The organism is Streptomyces sp. SID5643, from assembly GCF_009872555.1.
Taxonomy (GTDB): Bacteria; Actinomycetota; Actinomycetes; order Streptomycetales; family Streptomycetaceae; genus Streptomyces; species Streptomyces iakyrus.
This window is the reverse complement of the sequence record NZ_WWIC01000249.1, coordinates 76132-100941: the sequence shown is the minus strand read 5'-3', so window position 1 is coordinate 100941 and position 24810 is coordinate 76132. Positions and strand designations below refer to the sequence as shown.

The 24810-nt window shown below is 70.1% G+C and carries 24 protein-coding genes and 1 pseudogene; 18 read left to right on the top strand and 7 right to left on the bottom strand.

All coding sequences use genetic code 11. From position 1 onward, the window contains the following. Positions 1-15: 15 nt before the first annotated feature. From GTY56_RS27550 to GTY56_RS40835, 8 genes and pseudogenes are all read left to right on the top strand, one after another. A complete protein-coding gene (locus tag GTY56_RS27550; protein ID WP_161368005.1) occupies positions 16-984 on the top strand; it encodes a response regulator transcription factor in 969 nt (322 codons plus the stop codon). A gap of 148 nt (positions 985-1132) precedes the next feature. Then, the gene (locus GTY56_RS27545) at positions 1133-1366 is read left to right on the top strand and encodes a Flp family type IVb pilin (protein ID WP_161368004.1); all 234 of its coding nucleotides are present in this window, start codon (positions 1133-1135) and stop codon (positions 1364-1366) included. After that, complete coding sequence (locus GTY56_RS27540) at positions 1363-1965, top strand: pilus assembly protein TadG-related protein (protein ID WP_161368003.1); 603 nt, start codon at positions 1363-1365, stop codon at positions 1963-1965. The genes GTY56_RS27545 and GTY56_RS27540 overlap by 4 nt, the downstream gene beginning before the upstream one ends. Before the next feature lie 34 nt (positions 1966-1999). Beyond that, a complete protein-coding gene (locus GTY56_RS27535) occupies positions 2000-2581 on the top strand; it encodes a hypothetical protein (RefSeq protein ID WP_161368002.1) in 582 nt (193 codons plus the stop codon). Between the two features lie 8 nt (positions 2582-2589). Beyond that, positions 2590-3240: an OmpA family protein gene (locus GTY56_RS27530; protein ID WP_161368001.1), complete on the top strand. Its 651-nt coding sequence runs from the start codon at positions 2590-2592 to the stop codon at positions 3238-3240. 201 nt (positions 3241-3441) lie between these two features. Continuing rightward, positions 3442-5865, top strand: a complete 2424-nt coding sequence (locus GTY56_RS27525) for a hypothetical protein (protein WP_161368000.1) — start codon at positions 3442-3444, stop codon at positions 5863-5865. A 46-nt stretch (positions 5866-5911) separates the two neighbouring features. Next, positions 5912-6637 (top strand): hypothetical protein, encoded by a 726-nt coding sequence (locus GTY56_RS27520; RefSeq protein ID WP_161367999.1) that lies wholly within the window; start codon positions 5912-5914, stop codon positions 6635-6637. 147 nt (positions 6638-6784) lie between these two features. Further along, positions 6785-7006 (top strand): annotated as a pseudogene (locus GTY56_RS40835) (ATP-binding protein); the annotation flags it as partial. A gap of 136 nt (positions 7007-7142) precedes the next feature. On the opposite strand, the gene GTY56_RS27515 reads toward GTY56_RS40835, so the two are convergent. Then, positions 7143-7517, bottom strand: coding sequence for a DUF192 domain-containing protein (locus GTY56_RS27515; protein WP_161367998.1), 375 nt, complete (start codon positions 7515-7517; stop codon positions 7143-7145). Between the two features lie 310 nt (positions 7518-7827). Between GTY56_RS27515 and GTY56_RS27510 the strand changes: the two genes are divergently transcribed. The 5 genes from GTY56_RS27510 (at position 7828) to GTY56_RS27490 (ending at position 11878) form a co-directional block, all read left to right on the top strand. Continuing rightward, a complete protein-coding gene (locus GTY56_RS27510) occupies positions 7828-8487 on the top strand; it encodes a hypothetical protein (RefSeq protein WP_346345600.1) in 660 nt (219 codons plus the stop codon). A gap of 71 nt (positions 8488-8558) precedes the next feature. After that, positions 8559-9512 (top strand): hypothetical protein, encoded by a 954-nt coding sequence (locus tag GTY56_RS27505; RefSeq protein ID WP_161368020.1) that lies wholly within the window; start codon positions 8559-8561, stop codon positions 9510-9512. Between the two features lie 109 nt (positions 9513-9621). Then, positions 9622-10500, top strand: a complete 879-nt coding sequence (locus GTY56_RS27500) for an LLM class flavin-dependent oxidoreductase (protein ID WP_161367997.1) — start codon at positions 9622-9624, stop codon at positions 10498-10500. A 36-nt stretch (positions 10501-10536) separates the two neighbouring features. After that, positions 10537-10998, top strand: a complete 462-nt coding sequence (locus GTY56_RS27495; RefSeq protein WP_161367996.1) for a GNAT family N-acetyltransferase — start codon at positions 10537-10539, stop codon at positions 10996-10998. 10 nt (positions 10999-11008) lie between these two features. Next, on the top strand, positions 11009-11878 hold the full coding sequence (locus tag GTY56_RS27490; RefSeq protein ID WP_161367995.1) for a methyltransferase domain-containing protein: 870 nt from the start codon (positions 11009-11011) through the stop codon (positions 11876-11878). Positions 11879-11896: 18 nt separating this feature from the next. Here the strand turns inward: GTY56_RS27490 and GTY56_RS27485 are convergent, their stop codons facing one another. After that, positions 11897-13063 (bottom strand): winged helix DNA-binding domain-containing protein, encoded by a 1167-nt coding sequence (locus GTY56_RS27485; protein ID WP_161367994.1) that lies wholly within the window; start codon positions 13061-13063, stop codon positions 11897-11899. Between the two features lie 808 nt (positions 13064-13871). On the opposite strand from GTY56_RS27485, the gene GTY56_RS27480 reads away from it, so the two are divergent. The 4 genes from GTY56_RS27480 (at position 13872) to GTY56_RS27465 (ending at position 18889) form a co-directional block, all read left to right on the top strand. Further along, a complete protein-coding gene (locus GTY56_RS27480; protein ID WP_107455663.1) occupies positions 13872-14645 on the top strand; it encodes an isoprenyl transferase in 774 nt (257 codons plus the stop codon). A gap of 354 nt (positions 14646-14999) precedes the next feature. Beyond that, positions 15000-16325, top strand: coding sequence for an RNA 5'-3' helicase PhoH2 (phoH2, locus tag GTY56_RS27475; protein ID WP_062928844.1), 1326 nt, complete (start codon positions 15000-15002; stop codon positions 16323-16325). A 419-nt stretch (positions 16326-16744) separates the two neighbouring features. Next, positions 16745-17437 carry an aggregation-promoting factor C-terminal-like domain-containing protein gene (locus tag GTY56_RS27470; protein WP_452837872.1) on the top strand — a complete coding sequence of 231 codons (693 nt, stop codon included), beginning with the start codon at positions 16745-16747 and terminating at the stop codon, positions 17435-17437. Between the two features lie 138 nt (positions 17438-17575). Continuing rightward, entirely contained in the window at positions 17576-18889 is a 1314-nt protein-coding gene (locus tag GTY56_RS27465) for an AI-2E family transporter (protein ID WP_161367993.1), read from the top strand. 80 nt (positions 18890-18969) lie between these two features. Here GTY56_RS27465 and GTY56_RS27460 read toward each other — a convergent pair whose 3' ends face one another. Together GTY56_RS27460 and GTY56_RS27455 are read right to left on the bottom strand one after the other, a co-directional pair. Continuing rightward, on the bottom strand, positions 18970-19503 hold the full coding sequence (locus tag GTY56_RS27460) for an alkyl hydroperoxide reductase (protein ID WP_031103031.1): 534 nt from the start codon (positions 19501-19503) through the stop codon (positions 18970-18972). 6 nt (positions 19504-19509) lie between these two features. Further along, positions 19510-20064 (bottom strand): peroxiredoxin, encoded by a 555-nt coding sequence (locus tag GTY56_RS27455; protein WP_031132607.1) that lies wholly within the window; start codon positions 20062-20064, stop codon positions 19510-19512. A gap of 133 nt (positions 20065-20197) precedes the next feature. Between GTY56_RS27455 and GTY56_RS27450 the strand changes: the two genes are divergently transcribed. Continuing rightward, positions 20198-21148: a LysR substrate-binding domain-containing protein gene (locus GTY56_RS27450; RefSeq protein ID WP_161367992.1), complete on the top strand. Its 951-nt coding sequence runs from the start codon at positions 20198-20200 to the stop codon at positions 21146-21148. 14 nt (positions 21149-21162) lie between these two features. Here GTY56_RS27450 and GTY56_RS27445 read toward each other — a convergent pair whose 3' ends face one another. Genes GTY56_RS27445 through GTY56_RS27435 form a run of 3 tightly spaced genes read right to left on the bottom strand, consistent with a single transcriptional unit; the run spans position 21163 to position 24706 of the window. Further along, positions 21163-23499 carry an ABC transporter permease gene (locus GTY56_RS27445; RefSeq protein WP_161367991.1) on the bottom strand — a complete coding sequence of 779 codons (2337 nt, stop codon included), beginning with the start codon at positions 23497-23499 and terminating at the stop codon, positions 21163-21165. Then, positions 23496-24185, bottom strand: a complete 690-nt coding sequence (locus tag GTY56_RS27440; protein ID WP_161367990.1) for an ATP-binding cassette domain-containing protein — start codon at positions 24183-24185, stop codon at positions 23496-23498. Before GTY56_RS27440 ends, GTY56_RS27445 begins: the two co-directional genes overlap by 4 nt. Continuing rightward, a complete protein-coding gene (locus GTY56_RS27435) occupies positions 24182-24706 on the bottom strand; it encodes a PadR family transcriptional regulator (protein ID WP_033311201.1) in 525 nt (174 codons plus the stop codon). The genes GTY56_RS27440 and GTY56_RS27435 overlap by 4 nt, the downstream gene beginning before the upstream one ends. Between the last annotated feature and the right edge of the window lie 104 nt (positions 24707-24810).

Sequence of the window (24810 nt, the reverse complement as noted above, 5' to 3'; positions counted from 1 at the left end):
GAGAGGAGGCCCCCGATGCCGGACCGGACGCCCCACCCCACCGGCGCCCCGCAGCCGCCACCGCACCATCCGTTCGCCGACCTCCCGCTACCGCCGCCGGCCCAGCCGGCCCGCCGCCTGAGGGTCGTCGTGGCGGACGACAACCCGGTGGTCCGTGCCGGTCTCACCGCCCTGCTCTCCGGCCGCCCGGACATCGAGGTCGTGGCGGAGGCCGCCGACGGCCGTCAGGCCTACGAGGCCGCCCGCCGGCACCGCCCGGACGTCGTCCTGCTCGACGTCCGCATGCCCGGCGTGGACGGCATCTCGGCGCTGCCGTACCTGGTGCAGATCGCTCCCGTGCTGATGCTGACCTACAGCAGGGAGTCGGAGATCGTCCAGGAGGCCCTGCGCCGGGGGGCGGGCGGCTACCTCGTCCACGGCGAGTTCACGGCCGATCAGCTGGTCGATGCCGTACGGGACATCAAGGAGGGCCGGGCCCACTTCACCCCCACGGCGGCGGGCGCCCTGCTGGCCCGACTCCGCCAGGACCGGGCACCGGCTCCGCCTCTGCCGGAGGGTCTTGGCCAGTCGTCGAGTGCGACTGCATACGGAATTTCCACCTCCGCGCAGGCGTATGGGCAGTCTCAAGAAGCCGTACGAACAGGGGGTTTCGATTCCCCTGCCCGCTCGGCCTCGCCCACTTCTTCAGAAAACCTTTCGCAAGTGCAACCGCATGTGGGACAGTCTTCGTCTGGGTGGACGAGTGGCCGCCCGGCCGCTCCCGACAGGGCGCGGTTCCAACTGAGCACGAGGGAGGCGGAGATCATGGACCTCATCGCGTCCGGCATGAACAACCAGCAGATCGCCGCCACGTGCTTCATCAGCGAGAAGACCGTCAAGAACCACATCAACCGCATCTTCGCCAAGCTCCACAGCACCAGCCGCTCCGAAGCCGCCGCGAAGTGGATCGGCACGGCGCCCGACGCACACCGGGGACGGGGGTGACCTCCGGTGACGCGATGGGGGGAGAACCGACGGCTGGGCCCCGGCGATTGGGCCCGGAATTGGGCCCACGGGCCCTCTGGCGGACGGGGCGTTCCGCCGTACGTTCCTCATGTCGAAGGCGACACAGCCGCAACCGGAGGGGAACACCATGAGCGACCTGATGCTGAAGACCGCCGTCGCGACCAAGGTCCGCGTGAACGGCTGGAAGAACACGACGGCCGAGGCGATGCGCCGCCGCGCGGGCGACAGGGGGCAGACGGCGGTCGAGTACCTGGGCATCATCGCGGTGGTGGTGGCGATCGTGTTGGCGATCACGGGTACCAGCATCGGCACGACGATCCTCGACAAGATCACGAATCTGATCAATCGGGTCGGGAATTGACGCGACCTCGCCGGTACGGCGACGCAGGGCAGGCCTTCCCCATCTACATCACGGTGGTGGGGGGCCTGCTCTTTCTTGCGCTCGCCTACTTCGCGGTCGGCCAGGCCACGGTGAATCGAGGAGGCGCTCAGACGGCGGCTGACGCCGCGGCGCTCGCTGCCGCACAGGAAGCCCGGGATCAGCTTGCAGGCGAGTGGATCGAGGCCGTTCTCGACCCCGATCAGTGGCAGGACATCTTCGACGGCGACGTACAACTGGTGGGCGACCCGTGCTCGCGTGCGTATCAGCTCGCCGGACAGAACGACGCAGATGTCCAGGGGTGTTCGGGTACCGGGGTGCCGCTGGGCTACGAGGTCGTCGTGCAGACGCGGAAGACCATGGGAGAGTCCATAGTCCCCGTAACAGCACAGAAGAAGTCGAGCGCCACTGCGACGGCCGTCATCGAGCCTCTCTGCGAGTTCAAGCCGCTTCCCGAGGATGCGGGGGACGACGTGCTCCCTCGCCTCACCTGCGACGGTAAGAACTGGGACCTTAAACCGGACGATCTCACCGAGCTTCCGGAACCCGAGGATCTTTTCGGCGTCCACCTGGCTGACTGAGAAGCGAACGACGAGTGATGAAGGAAGCGGAGAGATGAGCATGCGGTTCACTGAGAGGGCCCGCAGGAGGGTGGTCGCCTTGACCATGGCGGGCGGACTGGCCCTGGGCGCGGTCGGCTGCGGCGGTGGCGGTGGCGACGACAAGAAGCCGGAGACCTCGGCCTCCGCTTCGAAGGGCCGTGGGTCCGCACCGAGCGCTCAGGAGGGCAAGTCCGAGGCGCCGATGACCGAACTCAAGGGCAAAGACGGCTTGCTCCTTCAGATCACGTCCGCACAGCGGGATGCGGGCGGATTCCTCACCGTGGACGGCCAGTTCAAGAACGACGGATCCGGTTCACTGGTGATCCCCTCAGCACTTCGCGGTGACGAGACGGAGATCCTCAAGCACGGCACGTCACTCGGTGGCGCTACGCTCGTGGACTCGAAGGGTAAGAAGCGCTACTACGTGCTGCGCGACACCGACGGACGACCGCTGACCACCACGGGTCTCACCACGATCGAGTCCGGGCAGACCATCCCCGTTTTCATCCAGTTCCCCGCACCGCCCGCGAGCGCAACCGACGTCACCCTCCAGGTGCCGACATTCTCCAGCGGCACCATCAAGATCTCCGGGTGAGGCCGGCCATGAAGACCCCCACGCGCAACCGAACGGCGACTCCACGCCTCGCCCTCGTCCTCACCGCCGCCGGCCTCATGGTCGCTACGAACATCTACGGCGCCGTGTCGGCCCACGCCGACGAAACCCCCGGCGTCCCGCCCGGCACCGAGGCCTCCGCCTCCGCCCCCGTCGAGGTCGACGCCAACGACCCCGACCTCAAGCTGCCCGAGGGCGGCACCCTCGCCGAACCCAAAGTCCTCGACATCAAGCAGGTCGTCGAGGACCAGAGCGGCGACGAACGCCGAGAAGACACCAACGCCGACGTCAAGTTCGCCCTCCAGGCCGAGGTCCTCTTCGGCAAGGACAGCGCGAAACTCGGCGCCGAGGCGAAGGCCCGGATCTCCGCGATCGCCGAGGAGATCAAGACGCAGAACGCGACGAAGATCCGCGTCTTCGGCTTCACCGACAACCTCGGTTCGTCCGCCCACGGCGACGTCCTGTCCCGCAAACGCGCCGACGCCGTACAGAACGTCCTCGACCAGGAACTGACCGACTCCAACGTCACCTACGAGGTCCGCGGCTACGGCGAGCAGTACCCCATCGCCGACAACTCCACGGAGACCGGCCGCAAGAAGAACCGCCGGGTCGAGGTCTCCTTCCCGCGCTCAGAGAGTTGAGTCACCGAAAGTGGGCCCGGGATTGGGACCACGGGCCCACGCGTGAGTGATCGACCTTCCTTACCCTCGGCTCGGTATCCGTCTTGAACAGCCGTTGATCGAGCTGAGCCGAGGTCGCGCATGTCCCCTGCCGGTGACCGGATACCCCCGTTCGGAACAGGGGGTGCACAGAACGGCCCGTCCTGGGAGCGGCGTTCGCCGTTGCCGGAAGAACTGGGCTGGGCGCAGGTACTGCTCTGGGTGCAGTTCGCGCTGACGGCGCTGTACGTGATCACCGTGCTGTCGGTGGTGACGTACTACTCCGGGGAGATCTTCGGGATCCTGGTGTACGACTCGCTGCCCAGCGTGGCCGGGATCTACCTGGCCCGGCGCCTGTGGCGGGGCGGGGTGTGGACGAGTCGAGCACTGATCGCCGTCCAGGCGTGGATCGTGTGGCTGTCGTTCGGCACCCTGATGCACGGTGATCTGCGAGGCATCACGCAGGCGGCGATGCCGGTGGCCGTCATCGTGCTGTTGCGCCGGGCCCGCTCGCGTGAGTGGTTCGACAGCGCTCCCCAGGACAGGGAGGAACGGCGGCCGTTCAGCCTGCCGAGAATGATCCGCTGGCGGCGGGACGAGGGCCAGACCGCGGTGGAGTACGCGGGGCTCATCGCGGTGGTCGCGGCGATCATCGTCGCGCTGTCGGTGGGCGGCCTCGGCGGGCGTATCGCCGACGGCATCCAGTCGGCGGTCTGCTCGGTGACGGGCACGGCCTGCCCCGCACCGCAGGGCGACGGTACGGAGACGGGTGCGGCCGGGGACGACGACGGTGCGCGGCACGACGGTTCGGATACCGGCGCCGGCGGCGACGGCGCGAACGGCGAGACAGGCGCGGGAGGCGACTCGGGCACCCAGGCTGGGGCCGGCGGCCAGGAAGGCACGGGCGCCGACGGTGGTACCGGCGGCAACAACAGCGATGGTGGTCCGGCGTGGTCGACTCGAATCATCACCTATGACGGCGCGGGGACGAACGACACGGTTCCTCTCGCTCCGGGCCCGTTCGACGAGAGGTCGCTCTGGGACGACGTACATGACCAGGAACGCCACGACAGGACCTTCATGGATCATGTCCGGGGCTTCTTCGTGGCCCCGGCCAAGAGCTTTCTGGCCGGCACCATGGACGTCGTCAGCGACCCGGTCGGCTCGATCAAGGACACCTGGAACGGCCTGAAGGGCTACACCACGGACTGGTGGGGTGAAAAGGCCGACGAGCTGGGCGAGGAGTGGGACAAGGGGAACTACGTCTCCTCCGTATGGGGCTGGGTCAACTCGCCCGAGGACTTCGTGTCCGACCTGGCGGTCGATGTGTTCGTCGACAAGGAGAACTGGGAGAAGGGCAACTACGGCGCCTCCATCGGCAACACCGTGTTCGGCGTCATCGGCATCTTCAGCCCGAAGACCATCACGAAGTTCACCAAGCTCAAGAAGCCGGCCGAGGTCGGTGAGTCCCTCGACAAGGCGGCCGACGCAGCCGTCGAGGCGCGCAAGGCAGCCAGGGCGGGCGACTTCGACGGCGCGAAGAAGGCCGCGGACGAGGCGCAGAAGCACGCAGACGAGGCGAAGAAGAAGGCCGAGAAGAACGGCAGCTGCACCATCGCGATCGGGCGCGTCCCCTACCCCTTCGGCGGTGGCGCCAGCCTGCGCGGAGCCCCCGGCACCGGCACAGGCGTTCTGGCGGGCCCGCAGGCCGACCGGATCGTCGTCGCTGCAGGAGGCGGCAAGGAATGCACGGGCGACGACGCCGACGACGCGCGCCAGGCCCAGCAGGAGGCGCTCGACGCCAGGGCCGAAGCAGCGAAGGCCGCGCTGCGGGAGCGGGGCTCTTCGGTGCCTGACGACCAGATCGACGGCCTCGTCAACCGCGCAAAGGACCCTCCGGCACCCGGGGAGATCAGCACGAACGACGCGGCCGACTCGCTCGACGAGATCACCGACCTCGCACGCCGCGGAAACGTCAACGGCGATGCCGCCGCGGCGCTGGAAGGCAAGGTCGCCAATGCCTCCGACGCCAACAAGCTCGCCGAGGCACGCGCGGAGGTGAACGCCGTGCGCCGTGCTGCCGACGACGCGGCACCCGGAACCCACGTGGACGCCGGAGTCGGCGGCAAGATGAACCGCAAGGAGGCTGACCTGGGCAACGGGGAGAAGGTGAGTCTCGACGAGATCCCGGACGCGGACGTGGTCTACAAGGACAGAAACGGCACCGTGCACGTCAAGGAGGTCAAGAACGCCGGTTCGGCCACACGCAAGGCGGACTTCGCCAATCAGGTCGAGAGGCTCAAGAAGTGGGCGAGCAAGGAGCCGGGCCGCAAGGCCACCGTGGAGATCGAGACGGCGGACCGCTGGACGTCGGTCTTCAGCGAGTTCAAGCCCGCCCGGAATGGCAAGCCGGCGAAGGACACCAGAACGGCCGCTGGTGAGATGGCCAAGAACGGAGTGGACGTGAAGGTGGCGGGCCAGGGACTGTCCGCCGACCAGCTCGGCAGGATGCAGCGCGCCATCGACGAGCGGACGGCGGACGGCACGATGGACTGGTCGAAGATGAAGGACCCGGACAGCGCAAAGGCGTACCTGGGCATCGAATGAGACGAACGAGTGGACGACAGCCACGGGACGTGACAGGACGGCGAAGATGAGCGAGTCGGACACGGAGCTGAGTGCCGAGGAGATGTGGGATCCGCAGGTCGCGCGATGGCGGGATCCAGAGGGCGACTACGTCCTGCCCCGCGCCCTTCGCTCCTTGCCACAGCCTTGGGACGAGGGCGACTGGGACCGGATCGGGGACCTGCCGCGCACCGGTGAGCGCGTGGCGGAGGCTCGGCAGGTGGTCACCGAGCTACTGGAGGACCCCGAGTTGGCGCCGGATGTGCCTCAGCCGCCGTCTCCGGGCCTGTTGCGGCACGTGTGGGAGGAGTTCCACCAGGCGGTGGGAGAGAGGATGCCCCGCATGAGCCAGGTGACGTGGGCCGGTGTGGACGAGCTGGTGCGCGAGTGGCGGGGACGGGAGAGGCTGTACCCGCTTCAGCGGCATGTCGCTGATCACGTCGAAGTGGCGATACTCGCCATGATCCCGCGGCTGCGGGACGACACCGCCGACTCAGTGTTCCGCTGGCTGACCCTGGACTCCGACCCCGGCCGTTTCGCCGACTGGGCGGTGGATACGGCCGAGCGCTGCGTGATCGAGGACATCGGCGCGGACGCCGCCATCGAGCTGCTGGGCGCGCTGGGGAGTCCGGAGGCCAGGGCGGCTCTGGAACGCCTGTCGGTGAAGCCGGGCGGTCCGGCGAGTTGGGACAACGCTGAGGCGGCACAGGGGAGGCTCTTCGATCTGGGGAACGGAGAGGCGGAGCGGTCGTAGGCGCGGAAGCTGAAGGAGAAGCTGAAGGAAAGGGCGAGTAGCCTGCTGCTCCAGTTGTTCCGCGTTGCCTCGGAGTCTCCGTTTGGGATGCGCAGCGCGGCCTCGTGGAGGTAGGCGACATAAGGAAGCGGTTCGGCGCCATCGAACGACGGCCACCCTCGCCACACCGGCCCCCGCCTCGCCGCAGCCTGCGAAACCCGCCGCCGCGCGGCCCTGCGGGTCCTGTCCTGCGTGGTGAAGTCCTGCAACGGCGACTGGGGCTTCGGAGACGCCCGCGAACCGGGCGGCGGCACGCGCATGTGGGCGGTGTTGCCCGGGCACGGCGCTCGCGCGTACGCACCCGCATGTGAACCGCACACCACCGAGTGACCGGAAACGGGGGATACCGAGCACCCGCCTCCACCCTCGGCCTGCCCGGCACCCACTCGCCTCCAGCGCCCGCCGGAACCTCCTCCGTGGTGACATGTCACCAAAGGTCGGCGACGCGCCGCGTGCACCGACGCCCTTACACCGGCCCGACTACCTCCACCCGGGCTCCGTTCCGCACCCCCCACTCACTCATCGCCCCGGCCCCGGCCTCCAGCACGTGCCGGGCCCGCAGCCGAGGCATCCCCAGCCGGCCCGGTTGCATGGTCCGCACGGCGACGACCCGCAGGTGACGGTCCAGATAGGCGACATCGATCGGGATACGCATACGGAAGGTGTGCACGCTGTTGGCGGGGGAGAGCAGGATCGCCCCGTCGACGGAGTCCCGCCCCAACAGCCCCTTCGTACGGGCCCGATAGGAGGTGGCGATCTCCAGCCGTACCCGGACGGACGGCCCTTCGCCGTCCCCCCGCACGACCAACTCCCCCCGCCCGTCCCGCCAACGCCGCCCCATCCGGACCCCCTCCGACCGCTCCACTGCCTCTGCCGGCTCTCGGCCCGAACGTATCCGCAGAGCGCAGGCCCCGCATGGGCCCACGACCCATGCCCTTTGCTCGTTCCTGACTGAAACGCCTCCGGCGGCAGGGACGTTGATGCCCGGCCTTGACGCGTTATGCAACCGTTACGACCCGAAGGTGACGGCGAATCGCCGATTTCTCCCCATACACCCCGCGAGTTGACAACCTTCGCCCTGGTGCCGCCGCACCCCGCTGTATAGCTTTGGTTCGCTCAAGAGAAGCCTCGTCACCTCCCGGGAGCCGACCGTGAACCGCCGCCCCACCCTCCTCGCAGCGCTCACGCTGACCGCCGCTGCGGCCCTGACGCTGTCCGCGTGCGGGAGCGACGACCCTTCCAAGGGCAAGGACAACGACAAGATCGCGGGCGCGGACACAGGAAGCGAGGCGTCGGCATCGCCGACCGCTTCCGCCCCGGCGTCAGCGGGCCGACCGAAGATCGAACTGCCGTCGGACCTCTCCTACACCTTCGACTGGCCCAAGACAGGGGACAAGGAGAAGGACGCGATCCTGGCTGACAGTGAGCAGTCCATCAAGGCGGTGGACCTGGCGATCGTCAACCAGAACGCGCTCGACAAGCCGTACCTCTACTACTACGAGGGCGAGGCGGCCGCCGGCACGCAGAAGTTCGTTCAGAACTACGTCGATCACAAAGCGGCCATCACCGGCGCATACCGCTTCTACGCTCCGCAGGTGGCTGTCGGCAAAGACGGCTCGGGGTCCCTCAGCTACTGCGAGGACCAGGGCAAGGCATATGTGAAGGACCTCAAGACCAACAAGGCCAAGAAGACCGCGGTCACGGCCAAGAGCTACGTCATCTACCACACGTCGCTCAAGAAGAACGACAAGGGCGTCTGGGTGATCCAGAAGATCGTCTCGCAGAGTGGGAGCCCCAAGTGCCAGCCGTGAAACACCCGTTGAGGACGATCTCCGCGGTGGTCGTAGCCGGTACGTGCTGGTCGCTCCTCGCCCTTCCTGGAGTGGCGACCGCTGACGACACCCTGGGCGGCGACACACAGGGCACCAACCAGGATGCCAACGCTGGCAAAGACGGCACCGTCTCCGTAACCGTAGGCGGCGTCGTCTTCGACCGTTCGAAGAACGGCAGAGGAAACGCCGCCGGCGCGCTCACCTCGTCCACGTCCTGGACCCCGCCCCCCTGCTGGTACGCCCCGAAGTACACGCCCGAGCAGCTCCAGAAGGCCATGGAGCCGGTCTGGGAGGCCGGTTCCACGGGTTACGAGTGGGACGCGAAGCAGCGTGACCGCTACGTCAACGGGAAGCCGTACAAGGACTTCAACAAGGACAAGACCGGCAAGGGCTACTTCTGGGACTCGTTCGTCGACGAGGACTTCCCCCCGGGGTGGGACGCCTGCACGGAGCAGCCGTTCTGGGTGGACGAGGGCGACCCGCCGCCGGCCGACATCCAGAACGCCGTCACGCCCGAGATCCTCGCCGAACTCGCCTACGCCGAGATCCGGGTTCCCAGCACCAAGGTCACCCTGGCGCCCGCCGCACAGACCAAGGTCAACCTGCCGACCTGGGCCTGGCTGGACGCCGCCGACTTCAAGCCGGTGTCGGTCACCGCCTCCGTACCCGTCATCGGCATCACGGCGACGGCGACCGCGCGACCGAAGTCGCTCAGGATCGAACCGGGCACCAAGGATGCCGTGACCTACCCCGCGTCCGGTGTCTGCGAACTCGACGGCGACCGCATCGGCGAGCCCTACGCGAAGGGCAAGGCCGACCGGACGCCGCCCTGCGGAGTGAGGTACCTGCGCTCCTCGGGCGACGGCACCTACCCCCTTCAGGCCACCGTCACCTGGGAGATCGACTGGACCGGCTCCGGCGGCGCGGGCGGCGACCTCCCCGACGGCACGTTCGGCGCCACCCAGGACGTGGTCGTGCAGGAGATCCAGGCCGTCAACCGCTGAGCGAGGACAGGGCCCGGCCGGGCGGGACGACCACCCTGCGGGGGATCGCCCGCCCGGCCGACGAGAATTGCGTTGTCCGTCGCGGCCCGGCCCGGGTAAGAACAGCACCATGACTTCCCTAGGCGCAGTCTTCCGCCCCCAACTGGCCCCCGAGCGACTCCGATCCGTGGCCCGGCTGGCCGATGACGCCGGGCTCGAAGAGCTGTGGCTCTGGGAGGACTGTTTCAGGGAGGGCGGGATCTCGACCGCCGCAGCCGCCCTCGCGTGGACGGAGCGCGTGCGGGTCGGGGTCGGGCTGTTGCCCGTGCCGCTGCGGAACGTCGCCATCACGGCCATGGAGGCCGCCTCGCTGCACCGGATGTTCCCGGGGCGGGCGGTGCTCGGCGTCGGACACGGCGTTCAGGACTGGATGGGGCAGGTCGGTGCCCGGGTCGAGTCGCCGGTCACCCTGCTGCGGGAACACCTCCTCGCGCTCAGGGCTCTGCTGGGCGGCGAGCGGGTCACCGTCGACGGGCGGTACGTCAAACTCGACGACGTCGCCCTGGACTGGCCGCCCGAGGGTCCGCACGGCGGGGTGCTGGCCGGGGCCACCGGGCCGCGGTCCCTGCGGCTCACGGGAGAGGCCGCCGACGGGACCATCCTCACCGCCTCCACGAACGCCGAGGGCGTGCGCACGGCGCGGCGGCTCGTCGAGGAGGGGCGCGCGGCGGCCGGCCGTGAGGCAGGGCCCCATCGTCTGGTCGTGTACCTCCTCACCGCCACCGGGCCCGACGCCGCCGCCCGGCTGCGCGCGGAGCTCACGGCCGAGGGGGACGAAGCCGTTCCGGACCTCGGGGTCGCCGGGGATGCCGGGGCCGTCGCCGAGGCCGTCGAGCGACTGGTCGAGGCCGGGGCCGACAGCGTCGTACTGCAACCGACGGCGGACGAGCCCGACCCGGAGGGCTTCGTGCGGTTCGCCGCCGAGGAAGTGCGGCCCCTGGTTCCCTGAGGACCCGGTGTCAGCGGCGGCTGCCACACTCCGGGCATGAGCGATGACAGCGAGGACGTGCGTCTGCGGGACGTGGTGGAAGACGACCTGGAGTGCCTCCTGGCGTACGAGCACGACCCGGAAGCCGTGCGGCGGTCGAGGTTCACCCCCCGGCCGCGCGACGCGTTCCTGCGGCACTGGAAGAGCAGGGTCCTCGGTGACGACACCGTCTTCGTGCAGGCCGTGACCGTCGGCGGCGAGGTCGCCGGCAGCGTCGTCGCCTGGTGGGAGGGGGACCGCCGCTTCCTCGGCTACTGGCTGGGACGCCCGTACTGGGGCCGCGGCATCGGCAGCCGCGCCCTGACCCTGTTCCTGGAGCGGGAGCACAACCGTCCGCTGTACGCCGACCCCGCCGACGGAAACACCGGCTCCGTACGCCTGCTGGAGAAGCACGGCTTCCGACGGACCGGCACCGTACGCCACGGTGAGAACGAGCACGTCGTATTCGTACTGTCGTAAGGAGCCCCACATGACGTCCCTGCCCGACCCCGGGCCCCCGCGCCCCACCGCCTTCGAAGACCTCGTCGCCGAAGGCGCCTCCGTCCCCACGGACGGCTGGGACTTCTCGTGGTTCGAGGGGCGGGCGACGGAGGCACGCCCCTCCTGGGGGTACGCCGTCTCGCTGGCCGGGCGGCTGGGCAGGGCGAGTGCCGTGCTCGATGCGCAGACCGGGGGCGGCGAGGTGCTGGACTTCGCCCTCTCCCGGGTCGCCGACGCGACGACGGGCCGGTCCACCACCCAGTCCACCACCGGGGCCACCGCCCCTGCCCCCGCCCCGAAGCCGCCCCTCCTCACCGTCGCCACCGAAGGCTGGCCGCCCAACGTCGCCAAGGCGACCGCCCTGCTCCGTCCACGCGGCGTCGCGGTGATCGCCGCTGCCGAGGACGACCCGCTGCCCTTCGCCGACGGCGCCTTCGACCTGGTCGTCAGCCGTCATCCCGTCCGCCCGCACTGGGGGGAGATCGCCCGCGTCCTCCAGCCCGGCGGGACGTACTTCGCCCAGCACGTCGGCCCGAACAGCGTCTTCGAACTCGTCGAGTACTTCCTCGGGCCCCAGCCGGAGGGGGTGCGCAGTGCCCGCCACCCCGACCGTGAACGGGCCGACGCCGAGGCCGCCGGGCTGGAGATCGTCGATCTGCGGGCGGAGCGGCTGCGCGTGGAGTTCCACGACATCGGCGCGGTCGTGCACTTCCTGCGCAAGGTGGTCTGGATGGTCCCCGGCTTCACCGTCGAGGCGTACGAGCCGAAGCTGCGGGAGCTGCACGAGCGCATCCGGGCCGAGGGCCCCTTCGTCGCCCACAGCACCCGCCACCTCTTCGACGCGCGCAAGCCGGGCTGACGCACGCCGGGTCCGTGCTCACGCGTGCGGACCCACCGTCACCTCTCCCACCACCAGCTCGGGTGTCGCCTCCAGCACTTCACCCACCCGCTCCACCTGCTCGCCCAGCTCCCGTTCCTGCCGGGCCGTCAGCGGGACGAGCGGCTCGACCGTGACGGTCGTACGACGGCCCCGGCGCCGCTGGTGCCACACCCCCGCCACCACACCGTCGACGAGCAGCACCGGGTAGTTGCCCGCCTGGCCGCCCCCGAGGGCGCGCTGGTACGCCGCCCCGGGGAACAGCCGCTCGCGGGGCCGGCCGGCGACGACGGAGGCGTCGAAGTAGGTGAGCAGGCGGACACCCCGCGCCGGGCCGTCCGGGAAGCCGGTGTCGCCCGCCACCACCCATGCCGGCGTCCCCTCGAAGCGGACCTCCTCGATATGGCCGGCCGCAGCCAGTTCGCCGAACAGGGCCGTGGCCCAGCCGGGCGGGGCCGCCAGCCACCGCGCGAAGTGCGCCGGGGTCGCCGGGCCGTACGCGTGCAGATAGCGGCGGACGAAAGCGGACAACGCGCCGCCCTCCCCGTCGCCCACGGTCCGGTCCCCCGGGGCGGGGCGCGTGTACGTGGCCTTGCGGCCGCGGTTGGGGCCGAAGCACAGCGTGCCCGCCCAGCCGGCCCGGTGCATCACCTGGCGCCAGCGGGGCCACAGGTCCTGGAACGCCGGCATCACCCGGTCACCGGCCCAGGCCCCCGTGCGGGCGACGACCTCCTCGGACAGCTCGTCGAGGGTCAGGAACCTGCCGTCGAGCGCTTCGCCGATCGCCGTCACGACCTGTGCGGCCTGCTCCTCGGTGAGCCGCACGTCGGGCGGGAACGGGCTCGGGCCGGTCGGCACCGCCGTCAATGCGGCGGAGAAGAGGGGGAGTTCACGGGCCGGGAGGAGATGGACCGTGCCGCGCGGACCGTACGTCTTGACCAGGGACCGGTCGTCCCAGAGCGCGGCCCGCACGTCCGCCCGTGTCACGCCGTCCGCCCGCATCCCCAGCGACAGCTCTGCCGCGGAGAGCACCTGGGCGTGCACGCCCAGCATCGCACCGGCCACCTCGGCGAGCGGCGTGCCGGTCCCGGCCGCCCCGGCCAGGAACTGCCGTTCCGCCCGGCGCGCGCTCGCCGCGTCCCAGGTGATGCTCACGATCGTCGTCATGGGAACGACGCTAGACGGCAATGAGGTCAGTTCCTGTCCTCTACGCCGTCCGAGGTGGGCCGGTCGTGGGTCACCCCCGTCGCTCACTGCACTTGCGCATCTTCCGCCGAGAGTTTTCACATCGTTATCGCCTGCGGCTCGCCTCCGCGCGTCCACTCGCGTAGATTCGAGGCCAGGCAATTCGCGTGAGCAAAGCTGCGCGGGCGGTACCGCGCAGTGGAGGGGGCTGCGCGGTACCAGGCCTCCCGCCGGGCTTGTGCAGCGGCGATGTCGGAACGGCAAAGCGGCGAATCGCGACGAGCCGGGGGCGGTTCCGGGTCAAGCGGCCGTTCGTGGTCGGGTCACCCGTCGGGGGGATGCCGGGATATTTCACCCGAGCGGGCCCCAAGGTCCGGCAGATCCTCCGGATCCTGCCCCGCGGCGCCCGATTCCCCTGCGTATGCGGCCCGTTTCGGCCGCGAGCGGGCCCTGAACGAGTGCCTCCGCGGTCATCGCCGCGTCGCCGGGCGGCTCCGGAGAGTAGTTGTGGCACGCCGATGCACGCAGCATCACTTACGAAGGGTTATGGTGGAAACCCCCCCTCGGGCCGGTCCGTCTCCCCCCCACGGACCGGCCCGTTTTTCTTGGGTCCGCCGGGCGGCTGGAACCACCGGCCGGAACCTGTCGTTCCGCCCCGGTTGGCGGCCCACCGCCGCAGCGGGGGTAGGCTTCGCCCCCGGGGACTGCCACACGGGCAGGGACCGCCCGCGGCCACGACCGGGCCGCACACCGCGGCCTGTCCGATCCTTACGGAGGGGCTGACGATCACGTGAACCTGCGCGACAAGCTGCGCGGCCTGCTGGTCAGGCTGTACGCACGCCGGGTGGAAGGTCACCTGGACCACGCTCAGGTGCCCAAGCACATCGGCGTCATCATGGACGGCAACCGGCGCTGGGCGAAGGCCGCCGGATCCAGCACCGTCGACGGCCACCGGGCCGGTGCCGGGAAGATCGAGGAGTTCCTCGGCTGGTGCACCGAGACCGATGTCGAGGTCGTCACGCTCTGGCTGCTGTCCACGGACAACTTCGACCGGCCGCAGGAGGAACTCGTCCCCCTGCTCGGCATCATCGAGGACGTCGTGCGCACCCTGGCTGCCGACGGCCGCTGGCGCGTGCACCACGTGGGCACGCCCGACCTGCTGCCCTCGGGGATGCAGACGGTCCTCAAGGAGGCCGAGGAGACCACCGCGCACGTCGACGGCATAGTGGTCAACGTCGCCATCGGTTACGGCGGGCGGCAGGAGATCGCCGACGCCGTCCGCTCGATGCTGCTCGACGCCAAGGACCGGGGCACCTCCATGGAGGAGCTCGCCGACGCCGTCGACACCGACATGATCGGGCGTCACCTCTACACCAGCGACCAGCCCGACCCCGACCTGGTGATCCGCACCAGCGGCGAGCAGCGGCTGTCCGGATTCATGCTCTGGCAGACCGCCCATTCCGAGTACTACTTCTGTGACGTGTTCTGGCCGGCGTTCCGCAAGGTCGACTTCCTGCGGGCCATGCGCGACTACGCCGTCCGTCACCGGCGCTACGGCGGCTGACGTACCGCCGCCGGGCATCGCCGACGCAGGACGTCCCACGTCACGGCCCCTCCCGGTGCCCCCTTGAGGACACACGTAACACGGAGTTCACCGGCTCGCCGTCATATGCCGTGGCATGGCGACGCTCGTTCGAGGGCATAACCCAGACAGGTCGACGCCCGAACCACGGGTGTCGGATCTCAGCGGACGGCACGGGGCCGTCCGCCCGGGAGGCCCTTTGCACCAGCCCGATCGTGCGGTCACAGCACGGACGAAGAGGCGGAGGGCCGGTTCTCGGCCCGCGCAGGGCGGCCGACGACCGGTCCAGCTCCATACCGTCGCTCCCCGACCTCATCCGAGGGGGTACGTCCTTCCGTGGTGACCAGCACAAAGCGCCACAAGCCCGACCGGCGCACCTATGTTCTCGACACCAGCGTCCTGCTGGCCGACCCGAACGCCCTGAACCGCTTCGACGAGCACGAGGTCGTGCTCCCCATCGTCGTGGTCACGGAGCTGGAGGCCAAGCGGCACCATCCCGAACTCGGCTACTTCGCCCGGCAGGCCCTGCGCCTGCTCGACGAGTTCCGGGTGAGGCACGGCCGCCTCGACGCCCCCATCCCGATCGGGGATCTGGGCGGGACCGTCCGTGTCGAGCTCAACCACTCGGACCCCAGCGTGCTGCCCAGCGGCTACCGCCTGGGGGACAACGACTCCCGCATCCTCGCGGTCGCCCGCAACCTGCAGGCCGAGGGTTTCGACGTCACCGTCGTCTCCAAGGACCTCCCGCTCAGGATCAAGGCGTCCTCGGTCGGGCTCCTCGCCGAGGAGTACCGCGCGGAGCTCGCCATCACGGACTCCTCCGGCTGGACCGGAATGTCCGAACTGACCCTGCCCGGCGAGCAGGTGGACATCCTCTTCGAGGAGGGGCACGTCTACGTCCCCGAGGCCGCCGAACTGCCGGTCCACACGGGCCTGATGATCCAGTCGGAGCGCGGCAAGGCCCTCGGGCGGGTCACCCCCGAGGGCAACATCCGTGTCGTGCGCGGGGATCGCGAGGCATTCGGCATCAAGGGCCGCAGCGCCGAGCAGCGCATCGCGCTCGACCTGCTGCTCGACCCGGACGTGGGCATCGTGTCGATGGGCGGCCGGGCCGGCACCGGCAAGTCGGCGCTGGCGCTGTGCGCCGGGCTGGAGGCGGTCCTGGAGCGCCGGCAGCACCAGAAGGTGATGGTCTTCCGTCCGCTGTACGCGGTGGGCGGGCAGGAACTGGGCTATCTGCCGGGTTCCGAGGCCGAGAAGATGAGCCCCTGGGCGCAGGCGGTGTTCGACACGCTGTCGGCGGTCACCTCCCGCGAGGTCATCGAGGAGGTCACCGCGCGCGGGATGCTGGAGGTCCTGCCGCTCACCCACATCCGCGGACGCTCGCTGCACGACGCGTTCGTGATCGTGGACGAGGCCCAGTCGCTGGAACGGAACGTGCTTCTCACCGTTCTGTCCCGGATCGGGGCCAATTCACGGGTGGTTCTCACCCATGACGTGGCCCAGCGGGACAACCTCAGGGTCGGCCGGTACGACGGTGTCGTCGCCGTCGTGGAGAAGCTGAAGGGGCATCCGCTCTTCGCGCACGTGACCCTGACGCGGTCCGAGAGGTCCCAGATCGCGGCCCTTGTGACCGAAATGCTCGAAGACGGGCACATCTGACCGCTCCGAGCCAAGTAATGTCACTTATGCGATAGTTGGCGCCGCCCGGAAAAGGCCAAGAGCCTAGCCGGGCGGCGCCTTCGCGTGTGGCCGTTCCGTGGAATTTCCTGCGTCAAACGGGATGTGAGCTTTCACACGCAACTCGGAATTGCCTTGCCCCGTCCGGTTACGGCAGAGTCTCACTCCTGTCAGGCCCCGCATACGACACACCTGTACCCCCAGCGGTACGGCACCACAAAGCATCAGCACCAACTGCATAGCGATGTCGTATGCCGCCCGAGCTACACGCGGCGCTCCCCTCCGGGGAGTTGCCCACCGGGCCCGCGCCTCCCGTGACCCCGCAGTTGGGGAGGCCAGTGCCAGGGGCACGATTGCGTCCGCGAGGGTCACCGAAGCGGGCGATGCTGGAAGGAAACCGTGTGAGCCGGATCTCGGTCCGGGGATTCGCAGTGGCTTCGGCCACGGCGGTCACCGCTGTCGGAAGCGTCGTCGGCGTTGCCTCGGGCAGCACCGCGCAGAACAACGACGCCGAAGCGACGGCAAGCGGCGCGACGCTGCTCGCGGACATCCCCGCGGGCCAGCAGGCCCAGGTACAGACCGCGTCGCTGACGCAGCAGGCCGACGCACAGGCCATCCAGGCGGACGCGAGCGCGAAGAAGGACGCCGAGGAGGCCGCCCGCAAGGCCGCCGCCGAGACGGCCATCGCGAAGAAGGAAGCCGCCGAGAAGGCGGCCAAGGAGGCCAAGGAGCGCGCGGAGGCCAAGGAAGCCGCCGCCAGCCGCTCCAAGGACATCTCCGACTTCCCCGTCGCGACCTCCTACAGCATCGCGCAGCTCCAGGCGATGGCACGGCAGATGGTGCCGGCCGGTCAGTTCCAGTGCTTCAGCAACATCGTGGACCACGAGTCCGACTGGAACTACAAGGCGGTCAACCCCTCCTCCGGGGCCTACGGCATGTTCCAGGCGCTGCCCGGTTCCAAGATGTCGTCCGTGGGCGCCGACTGGCGGACCAACCCGGCCACCCAGATCAAGTGGGGCCTGAACTACATGAACGACCGCTACGGCAGCCCCTGTGAGGCCTGGTCGTTCTGGCAGGCCAACAACTGGTACTGAGCCGGCCGGCCCGCAGGCCGATCCCGTTCTCCGCGCGAGCCCCGCACCGTCGACCGGTGCGGGGCTCGCGGCATGTACGGTCGGACGGACGGCTCCCCGGGGGGAGTGGTGCGCCGAGACGGGGGAAAAGGACGGATCATGTCGCGAGTGCCAGGGTGGCTCGGCCGGCTCGGTGCCGGGCTGACCGAGATCAGCGAGCGGTACAACGAACGGCGCGCCGCGGCCGAACGGGAGCAGGACGACCCCGAGCCCGGGACGCTCGCCGGTGACCAGGTGCCGCCACCCCCGGACTACGCCCCCGACGTCCCCGCCCGCCCCGACCCCGCGCTGGCCGTGCCCTGGGGAATGCGGGTCGCGGCCGAGGCCGGCTGGCGGCTCCTCGTCCTCGCGGGCACCCTCTGGGTGCTGATGCGGGTCATCAGCGCCGTCCAGCTCGTGGTGCTCTCGTTCGTCATCGCGCTGCTCATCACCGCGATCCTGCAACCGACGGTGGCCCGGCTGCGGCGCCACGGCGTGCCGCGCGGGCCGGCGACCGCGCTGACGGCGATGTTCGGCTTCGTCGTCATCGGCCTCATCGGCTGGTTCGTGACCTGGCAGGTCATGGAGAACATCGACGACCTCTCGGGCCAGATCCAGGACGGTATCGACGAGTTGCGGAACTGGCTGCTGAACAGCCCCTTCCACGTCACGGACAAGCAGATCAACGAGATCGCCAAGAACCTGCGCGAGGCGGTCGGGGCGAACACCGACCAGATCACCTCCGCGGGTCTGGAGGGCGTGACGGTCGTCGTCGAGGCGCTCACCGGAATCCTGCTGGCGGTCTTCTCGACGCTGTTCCTGCTCTACGACGGCAAGCGGATCTGGGAGTGGACGCTGAAGCTGGTGCCGGCGGCGGCGCGGCCCGGGGTGGCCGGGGCCGGACCGGCGGCGTGGCGGACGCTGACGGCGTACGTGCGGGGCACGGTGATCGTCGCGCTGATCGACGCGATCTTCATCGGTCTCGGCATCTACTTCCTCGATGTGCCGATGGCCGTCCCGCTGGCGGTGTTCATCTTCCTGTTCGCCTTCATCCCGCTGGTGGGCGCGGTGGTGTCCGGGGCGCTGGCGGTGGTCGTCGCGCTGGTCACCCAGGGGGTGTTCACGGCCGTCATGACGCTGGTGGTGGTGCTCGCGGTGCAGCAGATCGAGGGCCACATCCTGCAACCGTTCATCCTGGGGCGGGCCGTGCGGGTGCATCCGCTGGCGGTGGTGCTGGCGGTGGCGTGCGGGGGAATGGTGGCCGGGATCGGCGGTGCGGTGGTCGCCGTGCCGCTGGTGGCGGTGACGAACACGGTCGCCGGGTATCTGCGGTCGTACTCGCAGAAGGCGGCGCTCCGGCACTCGGTGCGGCCGCGCGGGGCCACGGCGGTGAGCGCGGAGCCGGCCCCGCAGACACCCTCCGCCTCGGAGTAGTCCAGGAGCCCGGGACACCGGAAGGGCCCCGTCCACCGGTCAGGTGGACGGGGCCCTTCCGTGAGGCGTGCGGCCGCGGGTTACTCGGCCAGGACCGCCTCGGCGTCCAGCGTGACGCCGACCGCCTGGATCACGGAGGCGATCTTGAACGCCTCCTGGACGACCTCGCGGTCCAGGCCCGCCTTGCGCAGGACCTGCTCGTGCGAGTCCAGGCACATGCCGCAGCCGTTGATGGCCGAGACGGCGAAGGACCACAGCTCGAAGTCGACCTTGTCGACGCCCGGGTTGCCGATGACGTTCATCCGCAGGCCGGCGCGCAGGGTGCCGTACTCGTGGTCCGACAGCAGGTGACGGGTGCGGTAGAAGACGTTGTTCATCGCCATCACCGCGGCCGCGGCCTTGGCGGCCGTGTAGGCCTCCGGCGACAGGTTCGCCTTCGCCTCCGGCTCCAGCTCGCGCAGCACGATCGGGGAGCGCGAGGCGATCGCCGTCGACAGCACCGTGCCCCAGAGCTGCTGGGCCGGCAGGTCGGAGTTGCCGATGACCGAGCCCAGGTTGAGCTTCAGGTCCTTGGCGTAGTCCGGTATGGCGGACTTCAGGGCATCCAGCGACATGTCAGATCACTCCCCGGAGAGCAGTGCGACCGGGTCGAGGGTCTCGTCGCCCTTCGACCAGTTGCAGGGGCACAGTTCGTCCGTCTGGAGCGCGTCCAGGACCCGGAGGACCTCCTTCGGGTTACGGCCGACCGAGCCGGCGGTCACCATCGAGAACTGGATCTCGTTGTTCTGGTCCACGATGAACACCGCGCGCTTGGCGAAGCCGTCCTCGCCCTCGATGCCGAGGTCACGCATCAGCTCGTGCTTGGAGTCGGCCATCATCGGGAACGGCAGGTCGCGCAGGTCGTCGTGGTCCTTGCGCCAGGCGTGGTGGACGAACTCGGAGTCGCCGGAGAAGCCGAGGACCTGCGCGTCGCGGTCCGCGAACTCCTCGTTCAGCTTGCCGAAGGCGGCGATCTCGGTCGGGCACACGAAGGTGAAGTCCTTGGGCCACGCGAAGATGACCTTCCACTGACCCTCGTAGGTCTTGTGGTTGATCTGCTGGAACTCCTTGCCCTTCTCCAGCGAGACGCAGGCGGTCAGGTCGAACTCGGGGAACTTGTCACCGACGGTGAGCACACACACTCCTTGCAGCGAAGAAACCCCCGGATTGCGAGGGTTTCCCATGGGTTGGACTGTGTTGATGTTGGCACAGGCTCGATTGATTACGGAAATAGCTACACTCGGTCGAGTTGATCGGAGGTAGTTATCAGTGACAGTCGGTAATAAGCGCAGGCAGCCCAGCCTCGCCCAGCTCCGGGCCTTCGCGGCGGTCGCCGAGCACCTTCATTTCCGGGACGCGGCCGCCGCGATCGGCATGAGCCAGCCCGCCCTCTCCGGCGCCGTGTCGGCCCTGGAGGAGACACTCGGAGTGACGCTCCTGGAGCGTACGACGCGCAAGGTGCTGCTCTCACCCGAGGGCGAGCGGATCGCCGTACGCGCCAAGGCGGTGCTGGGGGAGGTGGGAACGCTCATGGAGGAGGCCGAGGCGGTCCGGGCGCCGTTCACCGGGGTGCTGCGGCTCGGGGTGATCCCGACGGTGGCGCCCTATCTGCTGCCGACGGTCCTGCGGCTCGTCCACGAGCGGTACCCGCACCTCGACCTCCAGGTGCACGAGGAGCAGACCGCCAACCTCCTCGACGGCCTGGCCGGCGGCCGGCTCGATCTCCTGCTGCTCGCCGTGCCCCTGGGCGTGCCTGGTGTGACCGAACTTCCGCTGTTCGACGAGGACTTCGTGCTGGTCACCCCGCTCGACCACTGGCTCGGTGGCCGGGAGGGCATCCCGCGTCGGGCTCTGCGCGAGCTGAACCTGCTCCTGCTGGACGAGGGCCACTGCCTGCGCGACCAGGCCCTCGACATCTGCCGGGAGGCCGGCCGCGACGACGTGCCGGTCACCACGACCGCCGCGGGGCTGTCCACGCTGGTGCAGCTCGTCGCGGGCGGGCTCGGCGTCACCCTGCTGCCGCGCACCGCCCTCAAGGTCGAGACCTCCCGCAGCAACCAGCTCCTCACCGGGTACTTCGCCGACCCGGCCCCCACCCGCAGGATCGCGCTGGCGATGCGGGCGGGGGCCGCACGCGGCGGGGAGTACGAGGAGCTGGCGGCCGCCCTGCGCCAGGCGCTGCGGCCGCTGCCCGTACGGGTCGTCGACCGCGACGCCTGACGCCCGTACGCGTCCTACTCCGTCCGCAGTCCGTCCGGCCGCACCAGCTTCAGCAGCGGCGGCAGGCTCAGCAGCGTCACCACGAGAACGACGCCCGCGCCGATGCCGGTCATCGACAGCACGCTCGGCCAGTCCACCCGGACCGACGTGTTGGTCATCCGCAGCAGGACCGCGCCCAGGGCCATGCCCACCGTCGCGGCGAGCAGCAGACCCAGCCCGATCGGGATCGCCGTCTGCCACAGCACCGACAGGCCGAGCGTGCGGCGCCGGGTGCCGAAAGCGACCAGGGACGACAGCAGTTTGCGGCGCTCGCGCAACTGCTCCAGCTGTGAGACCAGCAGGCTCGCCCCGATCAGGGCCAGTACACACGCGGCTCCGACGGACAGGCCGGTGCGGATGGCGGCGTAGCGGTCGTTGCTCTCGATGCTGTGCCAGGTCATCGGCTGGGACGTCGGGTCGAGCCGCACGGCCGTGTTGCGCACGTGGTCGTAGGCGTCCGGCACCGAGGGGTCCACGGTCAGGAAGAGCCGCGTGGAGATGAACGGCTTGAGCTTCCCGGGCAGCGCGCCGGGGGTGATCAGGATGCCGCCGCGTTCGTACCCGGTGGGGTCCTCGCGGGACTCGGCCTGCCGGATGTCCCGCGGCACGGTCCAGGTGACCGCGCGGGCGCCGTCCCGGCCTGCGTCGTCGGACACGGTCCTCAGGTTCGTGCCGGGCTCCGCCAGGCGCTCGCTGTCGCTGTCGAACTCCGAGCCCCTGGCCACGAAGACGTCACCGTCGCGGCAGCCGGGGAGCGTGGCCACCTCGCGCAGCGACGCGCAGTCGGCCACGGTGATCTGGATGAGGGAGTCCTCCTCACCGCGCGCGGCGAGATGGGCGTCCGACAGGGCGGTGACCTTGCGCATGCCCTCGGTGTCGCGGTACTGCGCGATGGTGGCCGCGGTGCCGGCGCCGGCCGGCAGGTCCACGCTCATCTGGGCCCGGGAGACGTCGTACTCCGACGCCCTGGTGTAGTTGCCCTCCACCCCGGCGAACAGCATCTGCAGCGCGATCGCCCCGGCCACCGCCACCGCGATGCCGTTGACCATGCGGGCCGCCACACCGCTGCTCAACTGGAGCCGTCGCACGGCCAGTTGCCAGGCGACCCCGCCCGAGCCGAGCCGGGCGACGACCGTCTCCACGACCCAGGGCAGCAGCGCCGTGACACCGATCAGGAGCAGCATCACGCCGCCGACGACCAGGTACTGGTTGAAGTTCCCGCTGTCGTCGCCCTGCCCGATCATCGGGAAGAGCAGTGCCAGCCCGCCCAGGGGCAGCAGCAGCCGCCACCACAGCCGGCGTCGCGCGGGCCTGGCGGTGCGCACCACGCCGAGGGGCTCGATGACCACGCCCCGCAGCGCGAGGATCGTCACCAGGACCGCGGCCGCCGGTACCGCCAGCGCGACCAGCACGGCCAGCACGGGAGAGGGGTTCAGATGGCTCGGGAACACGCTGACCCGGAACACCTCTACGGAAGCTGCCAGTTGGCGGCCGAGCAGGAAGAACACGGTGCCGAGCACGAGTCCGAGCACGGAACCGGCGAGCGCCTCTCCGGCGGCGATCCGCCGGGTCATCCGGCTGTCGGAGCCGACCAGCCGCAGCGCCGCGAGCCTGCGGTCGCGCCGCTCGCCGCCGAACCGCACGGCCGCGGCGATGAACACGGCCACCGGCATGAGCAGCACCACGAAGACGACCAGGACCAGCAGGAGCAGCACCGGGTCCCACGGGTCGGGCGACCTGAGGTCCGGGTTGCCGAAGCTGTTGATCCGGGCCCCGCTGGCGGGGCCCTCCAGCCGTTCCGCGAGCCCCTTGCCGCCCGCGTAGTAGGCGAGTTCCTGCGAGCCGACCAGCCCCTGCTCGCCGATGGTGCCCGTGATCCGGTAAGGCAGCCGCTCGCGCAGGAGCTTGCCGTCGCCGGTGGCGAGCAGCTCCTTCAGCGCGGGGGAGACGACCATCTCGCCGTCCGCGGGGAACGCCGGCACCCCCGGGGGCAGCGGAGCCTTCGGGCCTTCGGCCTCCAGCATGCGCCCGCGCACGTCCCGGTCCCGGAAAACGGTGTCCGAGTCCACGACGATCAGGGTGTTGTCGGCCTTCGGTATCTCCTGCTGGCCGAAGGTGTGGTCGCTGCGCGCCTCCTCGCGCCGGTCCCGTTCCGCCAGGGCGCCCGGGATGGCGGTGGTGAGCAGCAGCAGCGCCACACCGAGCCCGACGCCGACGGCCGTGAGCAGCGCCCGGGTCCACCCCTCGCGTCCGCCGGCGAGGGCGAACCGGGCCCCCATGCCCAGGTCCCGGCTCCACTGCCTGACGCTCATACGACGCGCTCCATGTCGCGGGACTTGCCGTCCCGCACGACGATCTCGCGGTCGGAGTACGCGGCCACCCGGGCCTCATGGGTGACGAGCACCACGGCCGTGTTGGCCGACCGGGCGGCGTCCGTGAGCAGCTCCATCACGCGCTCGCCGTTGAACGAGTCGAGCGCGCCGGTCGGTTCGTCGGCGAAGACCACCCGCGGGTTCGTCACCAGCGAGCGGGCCACGGCGACCCGCTGCCCCTGACCGCCGGAGACCTCGCCGGGCCGCTTCTTGCGGAGGTCGTCGACCTCCAGCCGTTCCATCCACGCCAGCGCGGTCCGCTCGGCCTCCTTGCGGGACGAGCCGTTCAGCCGCAGCGGCAGCGCGACGTTCTCCACGCAGGTCAGTTCCGGTACGAGCTGCCCGAACTGGAACACGAACCCGAACTCGGAGCGCCGCAGCGCACTGCGCTCGGTGTCGCTCATCGCGGTCACCTCGCGCCCGTTGTACGTGATCGAGCCCGAGTCGGGCATGACGATCCCGGCCAGGCAGTGCAGCAGGGTCGACTTGCCCGACCCGGACGGGCCCATCACGGCGACGACCTCGCCCGGGTGGATGGAGAACCCGGCGCCGTCGAGGGCGGTCGTCGGGCCGTACACCTTGCGCAAATCCTGTGCGGTGAGGAGCGAACCAGCGGGAATCGTCACCGGGTCACCGCCTCACGGAGCTTGTCCAGACGGGCCGCGGCCAGCTCCAGCCAGCGCAGGTCCGCCTCCAGGTGGAACAGGGCGTGGTCGCAGATGAGCTGGTCGGCCAGATCACCCTTGCGTTTGCGGTCGGTGAGGATGCGCATGCTGCGCAGGTGCTCCGAGCGCTGCGTGTCGAGGATGTCCCCGGCGTCGCGGTGGGTGAGCAGTGCGAGGACGACCTTCGTGTAGAGGGTCGACTGGAGGTACGGCTCCGGCTTCTCGGGCGTGGCGAGCCAGCGCGCGACGTCCGTGACGCCGGCCTCGGTGATCGCGTACCGCTTGCGCTCGGGCCCGTCGCCCGCCTCGATGCCGTCGACCTCGACGAGCCCGTTCTTCAGCAGGCGGGACATCGTCGAGTAGACCTGGCCGTAGTGCAGCGGCCGGTCGTGACCGAACTTCTCGTCGAAGGCCCGCTTCAGGTCGTAACCGTGACGCGGGCCGGACTCCAGGAGTCCCAGGAGAGTGTGACCGATGGACATGGCCAGGACTGTACACGGTGTGTATACGCGGCATGTATACGCCGCGTGTGCAGCTCCTGGCGCGGGGTGCGGCCGTGCAGGTCGGAGCGCGTTGTCACGGTTGC

Coding starts and splice junctions, on each gene's coding strand:
- GTY56_RS27515 (WP_161367998.1), bottom strand. CDS start 7,517: ATGGGGCGGCGTTGGCGGGACGGGCGGGGGGAGTTGGTCGTGCGGGGG.
- GTY56_RS27465 (WP_161367993.1), top strand. CDS start 17,576: ATGTCGCGAGTGCCAGGGTGGCTCGGCCGGCTCGGTGCCGGGCTGACC.
- GTY56_RS27500 (WP_161367997.1), top strand. CDS start 9,622: ATGACTTCCCTAGGCGCAGTCTTCCGCCCCCAACTGGCCCCCGAGCGA.
- GTY56_RS27460 (WP_031103031.1), bottom strand. CDS start 19,503: ATGTCGCTGGATGCCCTGAAGTCCGCCATACCGGACTACGCCAAGGAC.
- GTY56_RS27530 (WP_161368001.1), top strand. CDS start 2,590: ATGAAGACCCCCACGCGCAACCGAACGGCGACTCCACGCCTCGCCCTC.
- GTY56_RS27535 (WP_161368002.1), top strand. CDS start 2,000: ATGAGCATGCGGTTCACTGAGAGGGCCCGCAGGAGGGTGGTCGCCTTG.
- GTY56_RS27485 (WP_161367994.1), bottom strand. CDS start 13,063: ATGACGACGATCGTGAGCATCACCTGGGACGCGGCGAGCGCGCGCCGG.
- GTY56_RS27520 (WP_161367999.1), top strand. CDS start 5,912: ATGAGCGAGTCGGACACGGAGCTGAGTGCCGAGGAGATGTGGGATCCG.
- GTY56_RS27495 (WP_161367996.1), top strand. CDS start 10,537: ATGAGCGATGACAGCGAGGACGTGCGTCTGCGGGACGTGGTGGAAGAC.
- GTY56_RS27490 (WP_161367995.1), top strand. CDS start 11,009: ATGACGTCCCTGCCCGACCCCGGGCCCCCGCGCCCCACCGCCTTCGAA.
- GTY56_RS27550 (WP_161368005.1), top strand. CDS start 16: ATGCCGGACCGGACGCCCCACCCCACCGGCGCCCCGCAGCCGCCACCG.
- GTY56_RS27435 (WP_033311201.1), bottom strand. CDS start 24,706: ATGTCCATCGGTCACACTCTCCTGGGACTCCTGGAGTCCGGCCCGCGT.
- GTY56_RS27445 (WP_161367991.1), bottom strand. CDS start 23,499: ATGAGCGTCAGGCAGTGGAGCCGGGACCTGGGCATGGGGGCCCGGTTC.
- GTY56_RS27545 (WP_161368004.1), top strand. CDS start 1,133: ATGAGCGACCTGATGCTGAAGACCGCCGTCGCGACCAAGGTCCGCGTG.